This is a genomic window from Vreelandella venusta, from assembly GCF_044809155.1.
Classification (GTDB): Bacteria; Pseudomonadota; Gammaproteobacteria; order Pseudomonadales; family Halomonadaceae; genus Vreelandella; species Vreelandella venusta_B.
Window position 1 is genome coordinate 1,419,503 of sequence record NZ_CP085241.1, and the last position, 15,309, is coordinate 1,434,811.

At 52.4% G+C, this 15,309-nt stretch carries 17 protein-coding genes and 2 tRNA genes; 14 read left to right on the forward strand and 5 right to left on the reverse strand.

The genetic code is table 11. The features are described 5' to 3' along the window. Positions 1-156 precede the first annotated feature (156 nt). Positions 157-233, forward strand: a tRNA-Val gene (locus tag LG301_RS06745). A 36-nt stretch (positions 234-269) separates the two neighbouring features. After that, positions 270-346, forward strand: a tRNA-Val gene (locus tag LG301_RS06750). A 45-nt stretch (positions 347-391) separates the two neighbouring features. Here LG301_RS06750 and LG301_RS06755 read toward each other — a convergent pair. The 4 genes from LG301_RS06755 to LG301_RS06770 form a co-directional block, all read right to left on the reverse strand. Then, positions 392-865 carry a GAF domain-containing protein gene (locus tag LG301_RS06755; RefSeq protein ID WP_404474539.1) on the reverse strand — a complete coding sequence of 158 codons (474 nt, stop codon included), beginning with the start codon at positions 863-865 and terminating at the stop codon, positions 392-394. Positions 866-945: 80 nt separating this feature from the next. Continuing rightward, a complete protein-coding gene (locus tag LG301_RS06760; RefSeq protein ID WP_404474541.1) occupies positions 946-1,737 on the reverse strand; it encodes a MetQ/NlpA family ABC transporter substrate-binding protein in 792 nt (263 codons plus the stop codon). A gap of 114 nt (positions 1,738-1,851) precedes the next feature. After that, complete coding sequence (locus tag LG301_RS06765) at positions 1,852-2,505, reverse strand: methionine ABC transporter permease (RefSeq protein ID WP_263069161.1); 654 nt, start codon at positions 2,503-2,505, stop codon at positions 1,852-1,854. Continuing rightward, positions 2,486-3,529: a methionine ABC transporter ATP-binding protein gene (locus LG301_RS06770; RefSeq protein WP_404474543.1), complete on the reverse strand. Its 1,044-nt coding sequence runs from the start codon at positions 3,527-3,529 to the stop codon at positions 2,486-2,488. Before LG301_RS06770 ends, LG301_RS06765 begins: the two co-directional genes overlap by 20 nt. A gap of 461 nt (positions 3,530-3,990) precedes the next feature. On the opposite strand from LG301_RS06770, the gene LG301_RS06775 reads away from it, so the two are divergent. The 10 genes from LG301_RS06775 (at position 3,991) to moaE (ending at position 11,795) form a co-directional block, all read left to right on the forward strand. Further along, on the forward strand, positions 3,991-4,617 hold the full coding sequence (locus LG301_RS06775) for a riboflavin synthase subunit alpha (protein WP_404474545.1): 627 nt from the start codon (positions 3,991-3,993) through the stop codon (positions 4,615-4,617). 197 nt (positions 4,618-4,814) lie between these two features. Further along, on the forward strand, positions 4,815-6,113 hold the full coding sequence (locus tag LG301_RS06780; protein WP_404474547.1) for an NCS2 family permease: 1,299 nt from the start codon (positions 4,815-4,817) through the stop codon (positions 6,111-6,113). A gap of 33 nt (positions 6,114-6,146) precedes the next feature. Beyond that, positions 6,147-6,692, forward strand: coding sequence for an adenine phosphoribosyltransferase (locus LG301_RS06785; RefSeq protein WP_263069155.1), 546 nt, complete (start codon positions 6,147-6,149; stop codon positions 6,690-6,692). 8 nt (positions 6,693-6,700) lie between these two features. Then, on the forward strand, positions 6,701-7,180 hold the full coding sequence (gpt, locus tag LG301_RS06790) for a xanthine phosphoribosyltransferase (RefSeq protein WP_009723428.1): 480 nt from the start codon (positions 6,701-6,703) through the stop codon (positions 7,178-7,180). A 1-nt stretch (position 7,181) separates the two neighbouring features. Continuing rightward, a complete protein-coding gene (ung, locus tag LG301_RS06795; protein WP_404474549.1) occupies positions 7,182-7,865 on the forward strand; it encodes a uracil-DNA glycosylase in 684 nt (227 codons plus the stop codon). A 97-nt stretch (positions 7,866-7,962) separates the two neighbouring features. Beyond that, positions 7,963-8,592, forward strand: a complete 630-nt coding sequence (gene upp, locus LG301_RS06800) for a uracil phosphoribosyltransferase (protein ID WP_404474551.1) — start codon at positions 7,963-7,965, stop codon at positions 8,590-8,592. Positions 8,593-8,681: 89 nt separating this feature from the next. Next, complete coding sequence (locus LG301_RS06805) at positions 8,682-9,911, forward strand: uracil-xanthine permease family protein (RefSeq protein ID WP_404474553.1); 1,230 nt, start codon at positions 8,682-8,684, stop codon at positions 9,909-9,911. A gap of 37 nt (positions 9,912-9,948) precedes the next feature. Further along, a complete protein-coding gene (gene mobB, locus LG301_RS06810; RefSeq protein WP_404474555.1) occupies positions 9,949-10,500 on the forward strand; it encodes a molybdopterin-guanine dinucleotide biosynthesis protein B in 552 nt (183 codons plus the stop codon). Positions 10,501-10,513: 13 nt separating this feature from the next. Further along, the gene (gene moaC / locus LG301_RS06815) at positions 10,514-11,311 is read left to right on the forward strand and encodes a cyclic pyranopterin monophosphate synthase MoaC (RefSeq protein ID WP_404474557.1); all 798 of its coding nucleotides are present in this window, start codon (positions 10,514-10,516) and stop codon (positions 11,309-11,311) included. Positions 11,312-11,315: 4 nt separating this feature from the next. Beyond that, a complete protein-coding gene (moaE, locus tag LG301_RS06820; RefSeq protein ID WP_404474558.1) occupies positions 11,316-11,795 on the forward strand; it encodes a molybdopterin synthase catalytic subunit MoaE in 480 nt (159 codons plus the stop codon). Here the strand turns inward: moaE and LG301_RS06825 are convergent. Next, complete coding sequence (locus tag LG301_RS06825; protein ID WP_404475195.1) at positions 11,792-13,393, reverse strand: ribonuclease J; 1,602 nt, start codon at positions 13,391-13,393, stop codon at positions 11,792-11,794. The two genes, moaE and LG301_RS06825, sit on opposite strands and share 4 nt — an antisense overlap. 340 nt (positions 13,394-13,733) lie before the next feature. Between LG301_RS06825 and purU the strand changes: the two genes are divergently transcribed. Both purU and LG301_RS06835 read left to right on the forward strand, forming a co-directional pair. After that, positions 13,734-14,588, forward strand: a complete 855-nt coding sequence (gene purU, locus LG301_RS06830; protein ID WP_404474560.1) for a formyltetrahydrofolate deformylase — start codon at positions 13,734-13,736, stop codon at positions 14,586-14,588. A gap of 18 nt (positions 14,589-14,606) precedes the next feature. After that, on the forward strand, positions 14,607-15,278 hold the full coding sequence (locus tag LG301_RS06835) for an energy-coupling factor ABC transporter permease (protein ID WP_404474561.1): 672 nt from the start codon (positions 14,607-14,609) through the stop codon (positions 15,276-15,278). The last annotated feature ends 31 nt before the right edge of the window (positions 15,279-15,309 follow it).

Consider the following 15,309-nt stretch of genomic DNA (forward strand, 5'->3'; position numbering starts at 1 on the left):
CAATGGTTGTTCTTTGTTCAGCTTAGCGGTTAGTGGAGATAAGTGTCGATCGGAGCGTGCAATTGACAAGAGTGCTTTCTTTTTCCCTCTCTCGAAGAGATGGAAACTACTTGCAATTCAGCTATAAAGCCGTAGAATACGCATCCGTTGTGCAGCAGGACCATAGCTCAGTTGGTTAGAGCGCCACGTTGACATCGTGGAGGTCGGCGGTTCAAATCCGCCTGGTCCTACCATTTTATCTGCATGCCGTTATTTTTAGATATATATCTAGGACCATAGCTCAGTTGGTTAGAGCGCCACGTTGACATCGTGGAGGTCGGCGGTTCAAATCCGCCTGGTCCTACCAGACGCTTAAAAAACCCCATGCTGCTTAGCATGGGGTTTTTTGTTGTTAGCTGATAAAGCGTGGTAGGTCTGTCTGGCGGATAAATGTTGCCACCAGTGCCTCAATTCCCGCCTGATCTTCTTGGCTAAAACGCGCGTGTTGGGGGCTGTCTAAATCAAGGACACCCCAAAGGTGGCCATCAATCACGATGGGAACCACGAGTTCTGAGCGTGAGTCGGCATCGCAGGCAATATGGTCGGCAATAGCGTGTACGTCATCAACGCGCTGAGTGGCCTGTTGGCGAGCTGCAGCTCCGCACACGCCTTTGCTGAAGGGGATTGGGTGGCACGCAGGCTTGCCCTGAAAAGGGCCAAGACAGAGCTGGTTGGGCTGGCGCTGGAGATAAACCCCCACCCAATTCAAGTCATCTAGCGCGTGGTAGATAAACGCGCAGGTTTGTGCGCTGTTGGTTAGCCAGTCACGTGTATCTAGCAGGGCGTTAAGCTGCCGGTTCAGCAGCGCATAATCCACGCTATGCATAGAAATTCCTCATGCAGTTAAACAGATCAGGCCAGCTCTTAGGCTGGCCTGATGAAATGGCTAAAGCACGCCTGTGCTGTTTATTCAATCCAGCCAGGAACGGCGGCACCCTTAAACAGCTCTTCTGCTTTTTCGATGACTTCATCGCGCTGGTAAGCGTCAACCAGTTGACGAATATCTTCGCGCTCTTCATCGCCGCCCCGGACTGCAATCAAGTTGACGTAGGGCGATTCGGGGCCTTCCTTGATGAGTGCGTCATCAAGGCTCAGGCCAGCCGGTTGGGCGAAGGTATTGTTAATGAAGGCCATGTCCACGTCGGGTAGTACGCGGGGGAGCTGTGCTGCCTCGATTTCGCGGAAACGGAAGTTGCGCGGATTTTCAGCGATATCGATAGGGGTGGCTTCCAGGTTGCTCGGATCATTCAGTGTGATTAGGCCCTGATTGTGCATCAGAATAAGTGCGCGCCCTTCATTAGACGGGTCGTTGGGCAGTGCAATTTGAGCGCCGTCCGGCAGCTCTTCGATGCTGTCATATTTTTCAGAGTAAGCGCCAATCGGGTAAACAAAGGTGTAACCCGCAATGGCAAGGTCATAGCCGCGGTCATTGACCATCGCCTGTAGGTAGGGTTCGTGCTGGTAGGCGTTGGCGTCTAAGCTGCCATCAGCGAGTGCAGCGTTAGGGGTAACGTAGTCGGTAAACTCAATGATCTCTACGTTTAGGTCATACTCTTCTTTCGCAATCCGAGCTGCCACTTCCATGACTTCGGTTTCTGGGCCTGCGACCGTCCCCATTTTGATAGTGCGTGTTTCTGCGTTGGCAACGTTTACTGCCAGGGCTAAGGCAGTCAGGCTGCCGATAAGTAGTTTTTGCATGGTGTCACTCCTGTGGCACAGTCGATGTTGGATGTGATTATGCGGCAATAAGAAACAAAATTCTAATGCGTTTTGGTTATATTCGGCTATAGCGATAAAAGGCGCAAGCTATGATCACTTGCGGTCACTTTTGCGCACCAAATAGTCACCCAGGCTTTGAAAGCCCTGAACCATTACCACCAGAATAACAACGGTAATCAACATAATGGTGGGATTGAAGCGGTTATAGCCATAGCGAATGCCTAAATCACCAAGACCACCGCCACCGACAGCGCCCGCCATGGCAGAGTAACTGACCAGTGTCACTAGGGTAATCGTTAACCCTGTGATGATGCCGCCCCTTGCTTCAGGAATCAGCACTTTGGTAATGATTTGCCAGGGGGTCGCACCCATTGATTGCGCGGACTCTATAAGCCCCGGGGAGATTTCGTTAAGTGCCCCTTCGATTAGGCGCGCCACAAAAGGGATGGCGGCAATGGTCAGCGGCACTGAGGCGGCATTAATGCCGATAGAAGTGCCTACCAGCATGCGCGTGAACGGGATAATCGCCACCATCAAAATGATAAAGGGGATGGAGCGGCCAATATTGGTAACAATGCCTAGCACTTGATTTAGTACGGGCATCGCGAGTATTTGCCGAGGGCGAGTCACGTAAAGCATGACGCCAAGCGGTAGGCCCAGTAGGGTGGCGATCACACCTGAAATGGCCACCATGTAAAGCGTATCCAGCGTGGCTTGTAAAATAAGATCAAACATTGCGCTGGACATGACCTAATACCTCTACCTGTAGTTGATGTGCCTCTAAATACGCCATTGCTTCCTGAGTTTGTGCAGGGCTGCCGAGCAGTTCGGCGATCATCAGCCCTAGCGTGCGGTCTTGAATAGACTCGACCTTTGCCTGGAGTATGCTGACGTCAACACTGCACTCCCGCGCTAAGCGTGAAATAAGGGGCGTCGAAACGGCGTCGCCAGAAAAGGTTAACCGAACAACGGGGTGTGTGTGCTCGCTGGGAGTGTCGTTTAAACGCTCGATCAGCTCTTTGGGTGGGCTTAGCTGCAAAAAGTCATTCAGAAACTCTCGGCCTAGCTGGGTGTTAGGCGCAGTGAAGAAGTCACCAACCTCTGCGTCTTCGACTAACTCTCCGTCGGAGATAAGGCTTACTCGGTGGCAAATGGATTTTACAACTTCCATTTCATGCGTGATCAGCAAAATGGTAATGCCGAGCTGCTGGTTAATTTCTCTGAGCAGTTCAAGGATCGAGCTGGTGGTCTGGGGGTCAAGCGCCGAGGTCGCTTCATCGCACAGTAATACGTTGGGTTTGCTGGCCAGTGCGCGGGCGATGGCGACACGCTGCTTTTGGCCACCAGAAAGCTGAGCCGGGTACTGTTTTGCTTTATCAGATAAGCCCACTAGCTCCAGTAGCGGTAATACGCGCTCCTTTATAGCGCTGCGGCTTTCGCCCATTAACTCAAGGGGCAGGGCGACATTATCAAAGACTGTGCGCGTTGTGAGCAGGTTGAAGTGTTGGAAAATCATGCCGATGCGGTGTCTGGCACGGTTTAGTTCGCCGCGGCTAAGGCGGGTCATTTCCTGACCATCGACGGACACGCTACCGGTGCTTGGTCGTTCAAGCAGGTTCACGCAGCGAATAAGGGTTGATTTGCCTGCGCCTGAAAGGCCAATAACGCCGTGAATAGTACCTTTGGGAATCGTTAAATTGACGTCTTTTAGGGCATGGACGGCACTACTGCCAGTGCCGTAGGTTTTACTAACGTTGCTAATTTCGATCATAGCGTCTGCCTTGCTGGTAGGCCGAAGACGGAGTGCGAGGGAGCAAGCGTAGGGCGGGAAATAAAAAAAGGCCACCCTTGCGGGTGGCCATCAACGCTGGACACACCCTTTTAGCTGCACTTCACCAAGCCGTTGGCTCAGTGGACGCCCGCAATCTGGGTACAAATCGGCGTCATTACATTTGCGGCGAAAGTCTAAAGAGTGATGGAGGGGTTGTCAATCAGTACCGTTCTATTTGATGTTTTGATGCTATCGATTAGGTTTATTGCCTGATGTACTGCTATTTGCCAGTGTTTCATTCTGACCGGTGCCGTTATAACGGCTCATTATCAGAAAAAAACCGTTTCAACGCTTGTGTCAAAGCTTCTAGCTGCACAAGGCCTGTGTATTAGTAGTAAGCTTGCACGAAAATTTTAGTACCTGTTCTGTCTTTAAAACATAGAGAAAGAGGACATAGCAATATGTTTACTGGCATCGTGCAAGGTGTGGCTGAAGTTGTCGCTGTTAAAGAACTGGAAGAGTTTCGTACTCATGTCGTCGCGCTGCCAGAGGCGCTGCGCCAAGGACTCACTATCGGTGCGTCGGTAGCTCATAATGGTGTTTGCCTGACGGTAACTGAGATAGACGGTGAAAATGTCAGCTTTGATCTGATGCGTGAAACGTTGCGCTTGACGAATCTTGGTGCAGTTGCACCAGGGCAGTGCGTCAACATAGAGCGTGCGGCGCGCTTTGGGGATGAGATTGGCGGACACTCTATGTCGGGTCACATCATTTGTATGGCCAATGTGGTGGCAATAGAAGAAGCGCCCAACAATCGTCGACTTTGGTTTTCACTACCTGAGAAAGTCGCGAAGTTTGTTTTTGAGAAGGGGTACATTGGGGTTGACGGTATTAGCTTGACGGTAGGTGACGTACGCCCCGCAGTCGATGGTGCTGGGGTTGAGTTCAGTGTCAACCTGATACCAGAGACGCTGGCGCGCACTGTTTTAAAAGATCGGCTGTTAGGCGATTGGGTGAATATCGAAATTGATCCGCAAACCCAGGTCATTGTTGAGACGGTTGAAAGGGTGTTGGCGACTCATCGATAGTCGAATATTTTGTCTTACCGTTGACCGATCGGTTAGCTCATGGCCCGAAGTTTGCTATTCATAATAGATGGTGGGGTATTCTCACTAACGTTAGCGGCACACGGGGCACTCGCAACGCGCAGAGCCTTTAGGTAGTATGTGCGGCTTTTCTCGCATCAAGGGACGCATTCAGCGTAAGCGCGAAGGATAAAAACGACATGAAACTTCTGGACAACTACTTCAAGCTCACCGAGCAGAAGACCAGTGTAAAGACCGAGGTGATCGCAGGGTTCACCACGTTTCTTACAATGGCTTATATCATTTTCGTCAATCCGAGCATTCTCTCGGAAGCGGGGATGGATTACGGCGCGGTGTTTGTTGCGACCTGTGTCGCTGCGGCCATTGGCTGTTTTGTCATGGGGCTTTGGGCAAACTATCCCATCGCGCAAGCACCGGGCATGGGGCTGAATGCCTTCTTCACCTACGGTGTGGTGCTGGGTATGGGCTATACCTGGGAAGCAGCATTAGGCGCTGTGTTCTTCTCGGGCTTTGCGTTTTTTTTACTGAGTATTTTTAAAGTCCGTGAATGGATCATTAACTCAATTCCGCTCTCATTGCGTTTAGGTATCGCCGCGGGTATTGGCCTGTTCCTTGCGATGATCGCGCTTAAAAATGCCGGTATTGTAGTCGCCAATCCAGCGACTTATGTGGCGCTGGGTGACCTGTCGCAACCGCCTGCATTGTATGCCTTGTTGGGCTTTTTTGTTATCACGGCGCTTTCTTACCTGCGCGTGACGGGTGCGGTGATGATCGGTATTTTAGGGGTTACAGTTCTTGCAATGCTGTTCGGCCATAACCAGTACGGCGGCATTATGTCGATGCCGCCTTCGATTGCGCCTACCTTTATGGCAATGGATCTAGTGGGTGCACTGGATGTGGCCATGCTAAGCGTCATTTTTGCCTTCTTGTTTGTGGACCTGTTTGATACATCAGGTACGCTGGTAGGGGTAGCGCATCGCGGCAAGCTGTTAGATGAAAATGGCAAACTGCCGCGTATTGGTCGCGCCATGATGGCCGACAGCACCGCGTCTATGGCGGGGGCTGCATTGGGTACTTCCACAACCACCAGCTACATTGAATCAACGGCAGGTATCGCATCCGGTGGCCGTACAGGTTTAACGGCCGTTGTGGTCGGCCTGCTGTTTTTGATTAGCCTTTTCTTTGCACCGTTAGCAGGTTCTATTCCTGCTTATGCAACGGCCGGAGCTCTTCTTTATGTGGCCGTTTTAATGGCGGGCAGCTTAGCCCACGCCAATTGGGAAGATCCTACCGATGCGGCGCCTGTACTGATTGCTGCTCTGGCGATGCCGCTAACTTTCTCAATTGCGGAGGGAATCGCGCTTGGTTTTATTAGCTATGTGGCGATCAAGGTGCTCTCGGGGCGGTTCAGCGATTTGAACCCTGCCGTTATAGTGCTAGCACTGCTGTTCGCAGCAAAGTTTCTTTTCCTGGGTTAATACCCGCTTTATCTTTAATCAATGAGAGACGCGATGAGCATCTACGGCGACTACATTAAGTCCGTTATTCGCACGGTTCCTGACTGGCCAGAGCAGGGCGTAAATTTTCGTGATATCACACCGCTACTGCAAAATAGTGCTGCCTTTCGTAAGCTGATCGATAGCTTTGTGCATCGCTACCAGGAAATGAACTTAGATGCCATCGCGGCTATCGATGCCCGTGGCTTTATTATCGGTGCGCCCTTGGCCTACGAGTTGGGCTGTAGCTTTGTTCCCGTTCGCAAGAAGGGGAAGCTGCCCTTCAAGACGATCAGTGAAACGTACACGCTTGAGTACGGCCACTCCGAAGTGGAGCTTCATTCTGATGCGTTTCAGGAAAACGATCGCATTTTGCTGATGGATGATTTGATTGCCACTGGCGGTACCATGCTAGCTGCCGCGAATCTAATTCAACGTTCCGGTGGGCACGTGGTGGAAACCTCAACCATCATCGATCTGCCTGAGCTGGGCGGTTCCCAGAAAATTCGCGATGCTGGCTATAGCGTATTCGCGGTATGTTCATTCACCGAAGACGAGTAACACCCCCTATGAGCAGCGAACGCTATCATCAGCACTTCACCATTTCCTGGGATCAATTGCACCGTGATGTACGTCAGTTGTGCCATCAATTAATCGAGCGCGATTTCAAGGGTATCGTTGCGATTACCCGCGGTGGATTAATACCTGCAGCGCTTATCGCCCGTGAGTTGAATATCCGCTTGATCGATACCGTTTGTATTAAAAGCTATGATCATATGGATCAAGGTGGACTGGACATTATGAAAGGCGTCGACCATGACGGTGATGGTTGGTTGCTGGTAGATGACTTGGTCGATACAGGTAAAACCGCTCGTGCTGTTCGCGAGATGCTGCCGAAGGCGCATTTTGTAACAATGTATGCTAAACCCGAAGGTCGCCCGCTGGTGGATCAATACCTTACCGAAGTGGCTCAGCAGTGCTGGATTCAGTTCCCCTGGGATATGGGCATTGCTTACGTTGAGCCGCTGGCAGATCAGCTGAAGAAGTAGTATGGCTAACCCGCTACCCGACGATTGGAATCAATGGCTTGGGCAAGAATTTCAGGCTGACTATATGTCAGCCCTGAAAGCATTCTTGGCTCAAGAAAAATCAGCTAAAAAGGTGATTTACCCGCACTCATCGCACTGGTTCCGTGCGTTCGAGCTGACGCCTTTAGCCTCTGTGAAAGTGGTTATTTTAGGACAAGATCCTTATCACGGCCCTAATCAAGCTCATGGGTTATGTTTTTCGGTGCAGCCGGGTATCCAGGTGCCCCCTTCTTTGGTCAATATTTACAAAGAACTAGCGTCTGACGTGGGGTTTACCCCTGTGCGTCACGGTTTTTTAGAGCCGTGGGCAAAGCAGGGTGTGTTGCTACTTAACACCGCATTAACGGTTGAGCAGGGAAATGCTGCTTCACACCGTGGTAAAGGGTGGGAGCACTTTACCGATTGCGCGATTGAAACCGTCAGCCGACATGCAGAGCCGTGTGTGTTCCTGTTATGGGGTAGCCATGCGCGTCAGAAGAAGGCCCTAATTGATCAAGCGCGCCACTTGGTGTTGGAATCCCCGCACCCTTCGCCGCTTTCAGCACATCGCGGTTTTTTTGGTAATCGGCATTTTTCACGTGCAAATCAATTTCTAGTGGAGAAAGGACGCTCCCCGATTGAATGGCAATTGCCAGAAACCCCTTAACCTGACGGTGAGTTGCGGGTAGAATGGCGCGCAATTTTGTAAGCCTGTCGATGCGACGAAGGTCGTCATCCTGAAACTCCTGCAGTGAGGAAGTCCCATGAGTGTCTACGCCATTAATCATCCGCTTGTTCAACACAAACTGGGACTGATGCGTGAAGCCGATTTAAGCACCAAGAGCTTCCGTGAACTAGCAGGTGAAGTGGCAAAGCTTCTGACCTATGAAGCAACCAAGGGGTTAGAGCTTGAAGATCATGAGATTCAAGGCTGGAACAATGAGCCGATTGCAACGCGCCGTTTGAAAGGTAAAAAAGTGACGATTGTTCCTATTCTGCGCGCAGGCTTAGGGATGCTAGAGGGTGTCACCGACCTTATTCCCAGTGCCCGAGTCAGCGTAGTGGGTCTTTACAGGGACGAAGAAACACTCCAGCCGGTGCCGTACTTTGCCAAATTCGCCAATGATATTGAAGAGCGCATGGCGATTGTCATCGACCCGATGCTAGCGACCGGTGGCTCAATGGTTGCCACTCTGGATATGCTGCGTGAACGTGGCTGCGAGCATATGAAGGTGATTGTATTGGTGGCAGCTCCTGAGGGCATTAAGCGGGTTCAAGATGCTTACCCTGACATTGAGATCTATACCGCGTCAGTAGATGACCGGCTCGATGAGAATGGCTACATCGTGCCCGGCTTGGGAGATGCTGGCGACAAGATATTTGGAACGCGCTAAGCGCGCTGACCTACATTGCCCCTTGCGCTTTGCGTTAGGGGCATTTTTTTGGCCGTTACTACACATAATTGATCATTGGGAACTTTAAAATGAGTAACACTGCTAATCCTGAGTCATGGCCTAAGACGCTGCTAACCGGTGCGCAAATGCTGTTTGTAGCGTTTGGTGCACTTGTGTTGGTGCCGCTATTAACGGGCCTGGATCCAAGCGTTGCACTTTTTACAGCCGGGGTGGGAACGCTTGTGTTCCATGGCGTTACCAAGCAGACCGTTCCTGTTTTTCTCGCCTCCTCTTTTGCGTTTATTGCACCGATTCAAGGCTCGATAGCCAGCTTTGGGGTGCCCGCAACAATGGGGGGCTTGATGGCAGCGGGGTTGGTGTATGTGGTTATCTCACAGGCGGTACGTTTGAAGGGAACGGCCTGGCTACACCGGTTGCTTCCGCCTGTGGTGGTGGGGCCTGTGATTATGGTGATTGGCCTTGCCTTGGCACCGGTGGCAGTGAGCATGGCCACGGGCGAAACCAGCGATAATATTGGGTATGGTCAGGCGCTTTTTCTATCAATGGCAAGCCTATTGGTTACTCTGGTGCTAGCAGTGTTTGGGCGTGGAATACTGCGCCTCGTGCCTATCATGGGGGGTATTGCCACGGGGTATATCTTGGCATTGATAATGGGCGTGGTGGATTTTTCCCCGGTGCATAATGCGGCTTGGGTGGCGCTGCCTAGTTTTACCGCTCCCAGCTTTCACTGGGCCGCGATTCTTTTCATGATTCCAGTGGCGATTGCACCAGCGGTAGAGCACATTGGTGATATGGTGGCGATTGGCTCGGTAACCCGTAAGAATTATTTAGAAAAACCCGGCTTGCATCGCACACTTCTTGGCGATGGCCTTGCGACCACCACGGCCGCTTTATTGGGTGGGCCGCCTAACACGACTTACTCGGAAGTGACCGGTGCCGTCACGCTTACGCGGGCGTTTAATCCTCGTTATATGGTGGTTGCGGCCGTTATTGCCATTGTTCTGGCATTTGTAGCCAAATTGGGCGCATTTTTGCAAACCATTCCCGGCCCTGTGATGGGGGGGATCATGACGCTCCTCTTTGGCTCTATCGCGGTAGTAGGGATGAACACGCTGGTTAGGGCCGGTCAGTCGCTAACGGCAGCTCGCAACTTGGTCGTCGTGTCGTTAATTTTAGTATTTGGTATTGGTGGGATGCAGTTCGGCGGGGGGCAATTTACCTTGCAAGGCGTTAGTTTGGCGGCACTGGTGGGCATTGCGTTAAACTGGCTGCTACCTGCTGAAAAAGAGGGTGAATAGCCTTATTGAAACGCTAGACAAGACAACGGTGCCGGTAATGAGAACCTTAATCGATAGCCCGTTTCCAGTATTAGGCGTTGCGGCGTGGAGCGGCACGGGCAAAACCACGCTATTAGCCCAGCTGCTACCGCGTTTGCGTGCAGATGGGTTAGTAGTGGGCGTGATTAAGCATGCCCACCACAGTTTTGACATAGATAAGCCCGGTAAGGATAGCTATCAGCTGCGCCAAGCCGGTGCTGCGCCTATGCTGATTGCTTCCCGGCAACGTTTCGCTTTAATGCAAGAAACCCCGGGTCAAGAAGAACCCGACTTGAGCCAACTGCTGGCATTGATGACCCCTCATCGGCCTGATCTTGTGATCGTTGAAGGTTTCAAAGCCTGGCCCATCCCCAAGCTTGTGCTCTATCGTGAGGGGATTGGCGACTCGGCTATTGTAAGCGATGAGTGGGTGCAGGCGGTGGCCACTAACGGGCCATCACCTGTGGTATTAGGCGCAACGGTCGTGCATCTTAACCTCGATGACATTGAAGCGGTGGCTCAGTGGGTGATTGGCTGGGTGAATGATCAATCTCACACCGTGGCTTTTTAAAAAAGGTAATGTTATGCAGCTAACTCACCTCAATACCCACGGCGAAGCCAATATGGTAGACGTCGGTGATAAGCATGAAACGCGCCGCGAAGCGGTAGCCTCTGGCCGCATAGTGATGCAGCCAGAAACTCTTCAGCTGTTAAGTGATGGCGCACTGCCGAAGGGCGATGTGCTGGCAACGGCACGAATCGCGGGTATTCAGGCAGCAAAACGGACCCATGAGCTAATTCCGCTCTGCCATGCGCTGGCGCTTTCTAAAGTGTCGGTTGACTTTGACGTTGACCATGTCAACGGCTGGGTAAGTGTGTCGGCACTGTGTCGGCTCAATGGCCGGACAGGGGTTGAAATGGAGGCGCTTACCGCGGTCTCGGTGGCCTGTCTAACGCTTTACGATATGTGTAAGGCCGTGGACAAAGAGATGCGTATCGAGGCCGTTCAACTTGAGAGTAAACGCGGTGGTGTGCGCGGTGACTACCAGCGTGTATCTGCCGCTGCGCCCATTGTGACCGGTGAAGGCGCGGCAGGTGAGGTGCGTTTAGGCGAGCGCTGCATGTCTCCCTGTGTGCGAGTCAAATTTTTAGCGGAGCTGCGTGAGCGAGTAGGTCAGAGCGATATCACGATCAACCTTGACCAGTTGGCGAGCCGAGATGTAGCGGGTTTGAAAGCTGCTTTAGCCGAGCGGGATACGCGCTTTAGCGTGCTGTCTGATCAGCGGGCGCTCTGTGCGATCAATCAAGTGATGGCCAATGATACATCGCGTATCACCGATGATGATGAAGTTGCCTTCTTTCCGCCAGTAACGGGAGGCTAGCCCTATGGCTGAAGCGGTCTTGGATATTAAGGTTGAGGTACAGTCAGCGCCGTTCTCAATGGATTATGGCTATGGGACAACGCTTCAACAGCGTACGGACATTGGGGCCATCGTTAGTTTTACGGGCTTGGTAAGGGATTTCAACGAAACCCCTGATGTGACGGGGCTAACGCTTGAGCATTACCCGGGGATGACGGAGCGGACGCTGGCCGAAATTGGCGAGCAGGCGTGGGAGCGTTGGTCACTGCAAGCCGTGCGGATTATTCATCGGGTGGGGCATTTAGCGCCAGGCGACCCGATTGTTCGAGTGCTCGTTGCCAGTGCTCATCGACGAGATGCGTTTAACGCCTGCGATTTCATTATGGATTATTTGAAAACCCAAGCACCGTTTTGGAAAAAAGAGCACTCCCGTGAGGGGGCTTACTGGGTCAAAGAGCGCCATAGCGATCAGCAGGATGCCGACCGCTGGGCACCCGGCCCTTAAGGCGAGCTATTAAGCCCCTCGGCGGAGGGCATTTCGGCAGCCATTATTTGCAAATGTACGTCTGGCATATGTTGGCAGTGGTCTGCCAACCACTGAATAAGACGTGGCTGAAGCGCCAAGCGTAAATCGGCTAGCGTGTCGGCTTTAATGTCCTCTAACTGAGTATCCAGCCAATCGCTAAAGCTCTCTTCGTCAAGGGGGCTTGCACTGCTGGCATCAAGCATTAAGCGGCCTATCCGCCACCAGCCGGTTTCGCTTGCCGTGACGGGTAACGCAAGGAAGAGGCTGCCACGCCGTGCTTTTGAGGACGAAGTGTCGAGGCCAGGGTGAGGTATGACGCTATTTTGATTAACAATGCAGGGTAGTTGCGGGTAGCGCTGCTCGCAGCGCAAGCCTTGGTTGTCAAAAACGATCATATCACCGTTTGTCGGTGCCAGCGGGGCGCTGATGCCAAGAGAGGCGGCAATTGCTTGGTGCGCCTCTTGGTGGCGTGCCTCGCCGTGCACGGGCAAGAGTGATTTTGGCCTTACCCACTGATAGAACTTTTTCAGCTCTTCCTGGGCAGGGTGGCCAGTGGCATGCAGTTCTGGATGATTCATTTCATCAAACAGGGTCACGCCGATTTGAGAGAGGCGTCTTTTAAGCTGCTCAATGGGCCGCTCGTTTCCCGGTATTGCCTTGGCGGAAAAAATAACGCTATCGCCTGGCGCTAAATCCATAAAGGGATGCCGTCCCTGGGCTAAGCGCTGTAAGGCAGCCCGCGGCTCCCCCTGACTGCCTGTTGCAATCACCACGACTTCATCAGGCGGCAGATAGCCAAGGTCGTGGGGGGGGACCAGCGGTGGAAAGTCATCTAAGTAGCCCAAGCCCTTAGCAACACTGACCATACGCTCCATCGAACGCCCCATCAGGCTGACACGACGACCGCAGCGTTGGGCGGCAAGGCCGATAGCCAACACCCTCGCCAAATTACTGGCAAAACATGAGACCACAACGCGGCCGGTACACTTTTCGAGGGTTTTGACCAGTGCTCTGGCCACATCGCCTTCGCTTCCCGAGTGGCCGGGCATTGGGGCGTTAGTCGAATCGCCCACTAGCAAATCAATCGGCGCTAAGGCTCGGAAATTCGCCGCATTTACCGGCGGGCCGATTAACGGCTCAGGGTCCAGCTTCCAGTCACCGCTATGCAGAACACGGTATTCGCCCGCCATCATCATAATGGCGCAGCTTTCCGGAATGGAGTGCGTAAGCAATAGGTAGCGCAGCGTAAATGGCCCGTGCTGCATGGCATCGCCCGGCTCAATGACGTGGATAGCCCCACTGCTTAACTGACGCTCTGCAAATTTCAGACGCAGCAAGCCCGCTGCCAGTGGCGTTGCATAAATAGGGCAGTTCCACTTAGGCCATAACCACGCAACGGCGCCGATGTGATCTTCATGCCCATGGGTAATAAAAAGTGCCTGCGGCTTGATGCCTAACGTTTCCAGGGTATCCGTATTCGGCACTTGCAAAGGGGCATTGGGTAAATCTTGACGAATCATCATGCCGCAGTCGACAGCGATCCATTGATCGTCGTATCCATACAGCGTCAAATTCATTCCAATTTCACCGCACCCGCCCAGCGGAAGCAGGCGCAGTGGTGGGCGACGACGGGGACGAAGTAGAGCGCGTGTTGGATGCATTAGTCACGAAAAGCCTAAAAAGTAAGACCTTAACTATACGGGAAGGCAGGGGCGGCTAACAATCATCATGACCTCCGCCCGGTGCTTACCTTGAGGGCTTCCGGTACACTAGAGCGGTGGAAGCGGTGCTCATAGCACCAGCTAATGAAGCGCAAGCGTGCCATTGAAATAAGTTACGTGTGCCAATCAAAACTACCTATTAGAAAAGCATCCATCAAAGCCCCTTTTAAAAGTACCTATTAAGAGATAGCTATTTATGTCGCACTATTATCGTCTTGTTGTTTCCTGCCCTGACCAAGTGGGCATTGTGGCGCGTGTTTCCAGTTTTATTGCCGAGCAGGGGGGGTCAATTACTGAAGCAAGCCAGCACTCCGACCTTGAAACAGGCCGGTTTTTTATGCGTTATGAAATTTTAGCGGATTCGCTGGGGATGTCTGCTGAGGCGCTACGCACTGCTTTTGAACCCGTAGCAGACGCGTTCAATATGCAGTGGTCGTTAATGGATACCCAAAAGCGTCGTCGCGTTGTGTTAATGGTGTCGCGGGAGTCGCACTGCTTAGTGGACTTGTTATATCGCTGGCAGGCTGGTGAGCTTGATTGCGATATTGTGGGTGTGATTTCTAACCATGAAGATATGCGTTCGCTGACGGAGTGGTACGGCATTCCTTATCACCATGTGCCGGTCGATGCGGCAAACAAGCAGGCATCGTTTGAGAAAGTGCAGGCACAAATTGATAGCGTACGCGCTGATTGCGTTGTCTTAGCTCGCTATATGCAAATCCTCCCCCCTGCGCTGTGCGAGCGGTATGCTGGGCGAGTGATTAATATTCATCATAGTTTTCTGCCCTCGTTTGCTGGCGCAAAACCTTATCACCAAGCTTACGAGCGAGGTGTCAAACTTATTGGGGCCACGTGTCATTATGTCACCGAAGAACTGGATGCAGGGCCTATCATCGAGCAGGATATTCATCGCGTAAGCCACTGCCACACACCGACTGATTTAGTGCGTTTTGGCCGAGATGTTGAGAAAGCGGTGTTGGCAAGAGGGTTACGTTGGCATCTTGAGGATCGCGTGCTGATTCACGGTAATAAGACGGTCGTTTTTAGTTAACCACAGTTAGGGGCCTCCATGTCATTTGCACAAAGTGTTCTCGCACCCTGGGCGCTGGTGCTTACCTGGTTCATATCACTGGGCGTGTTGGCCTGGGTGATATGGCAGCGCCCCTGGCAAGTGTTGAGCAGTGATATTGCGCTTCAGCATCGCTGGTTGGGTGCCACCCTGGCAGTCATGTTGATGTGGCAGTTGCGTGCTCAAGCGGTCGATTGGCTCACGCTTCACCTAGTTTTTACTGTGTTAATGACCCTGGTATTTAGAATTCCGCTGGCGCTTCTAAGTAACGCAATGATCAATATTGCGATGGTGGTGATAGGGCGTAATGATTGGGTGCTTTGGGGAGCTAACGTCATGATAACGGGGATCGTGCCCGCGTTTATCATTGGTGTGGTTTGGCGCCTGGTTGACCGACGGTTGCCTGATAACTTGATGATATTTATGTTTGCATGCGGTTTTTTCGGTGCTGCGTTAGCCACGCTGGGGGCTGGGCTCGTTACCGTACTTTTGATTGTAGCGGCGGGTACAGATCCTGAGGCGGTTTACCTCGCCCAGGAGTATGCTCGGTTCCTGCCGCTTCTGATGCCCTCTGAAGCATTTCTAACCGGCATGCTGTTAAGCATTTTGCTGGTTTATCATCCTAGCTGGGTGGCCACGTTCAATGACCACCGCTATATCGATTCTCAATAAGCGTGCAGGTGTGGCCGTATAGCCATAGCTT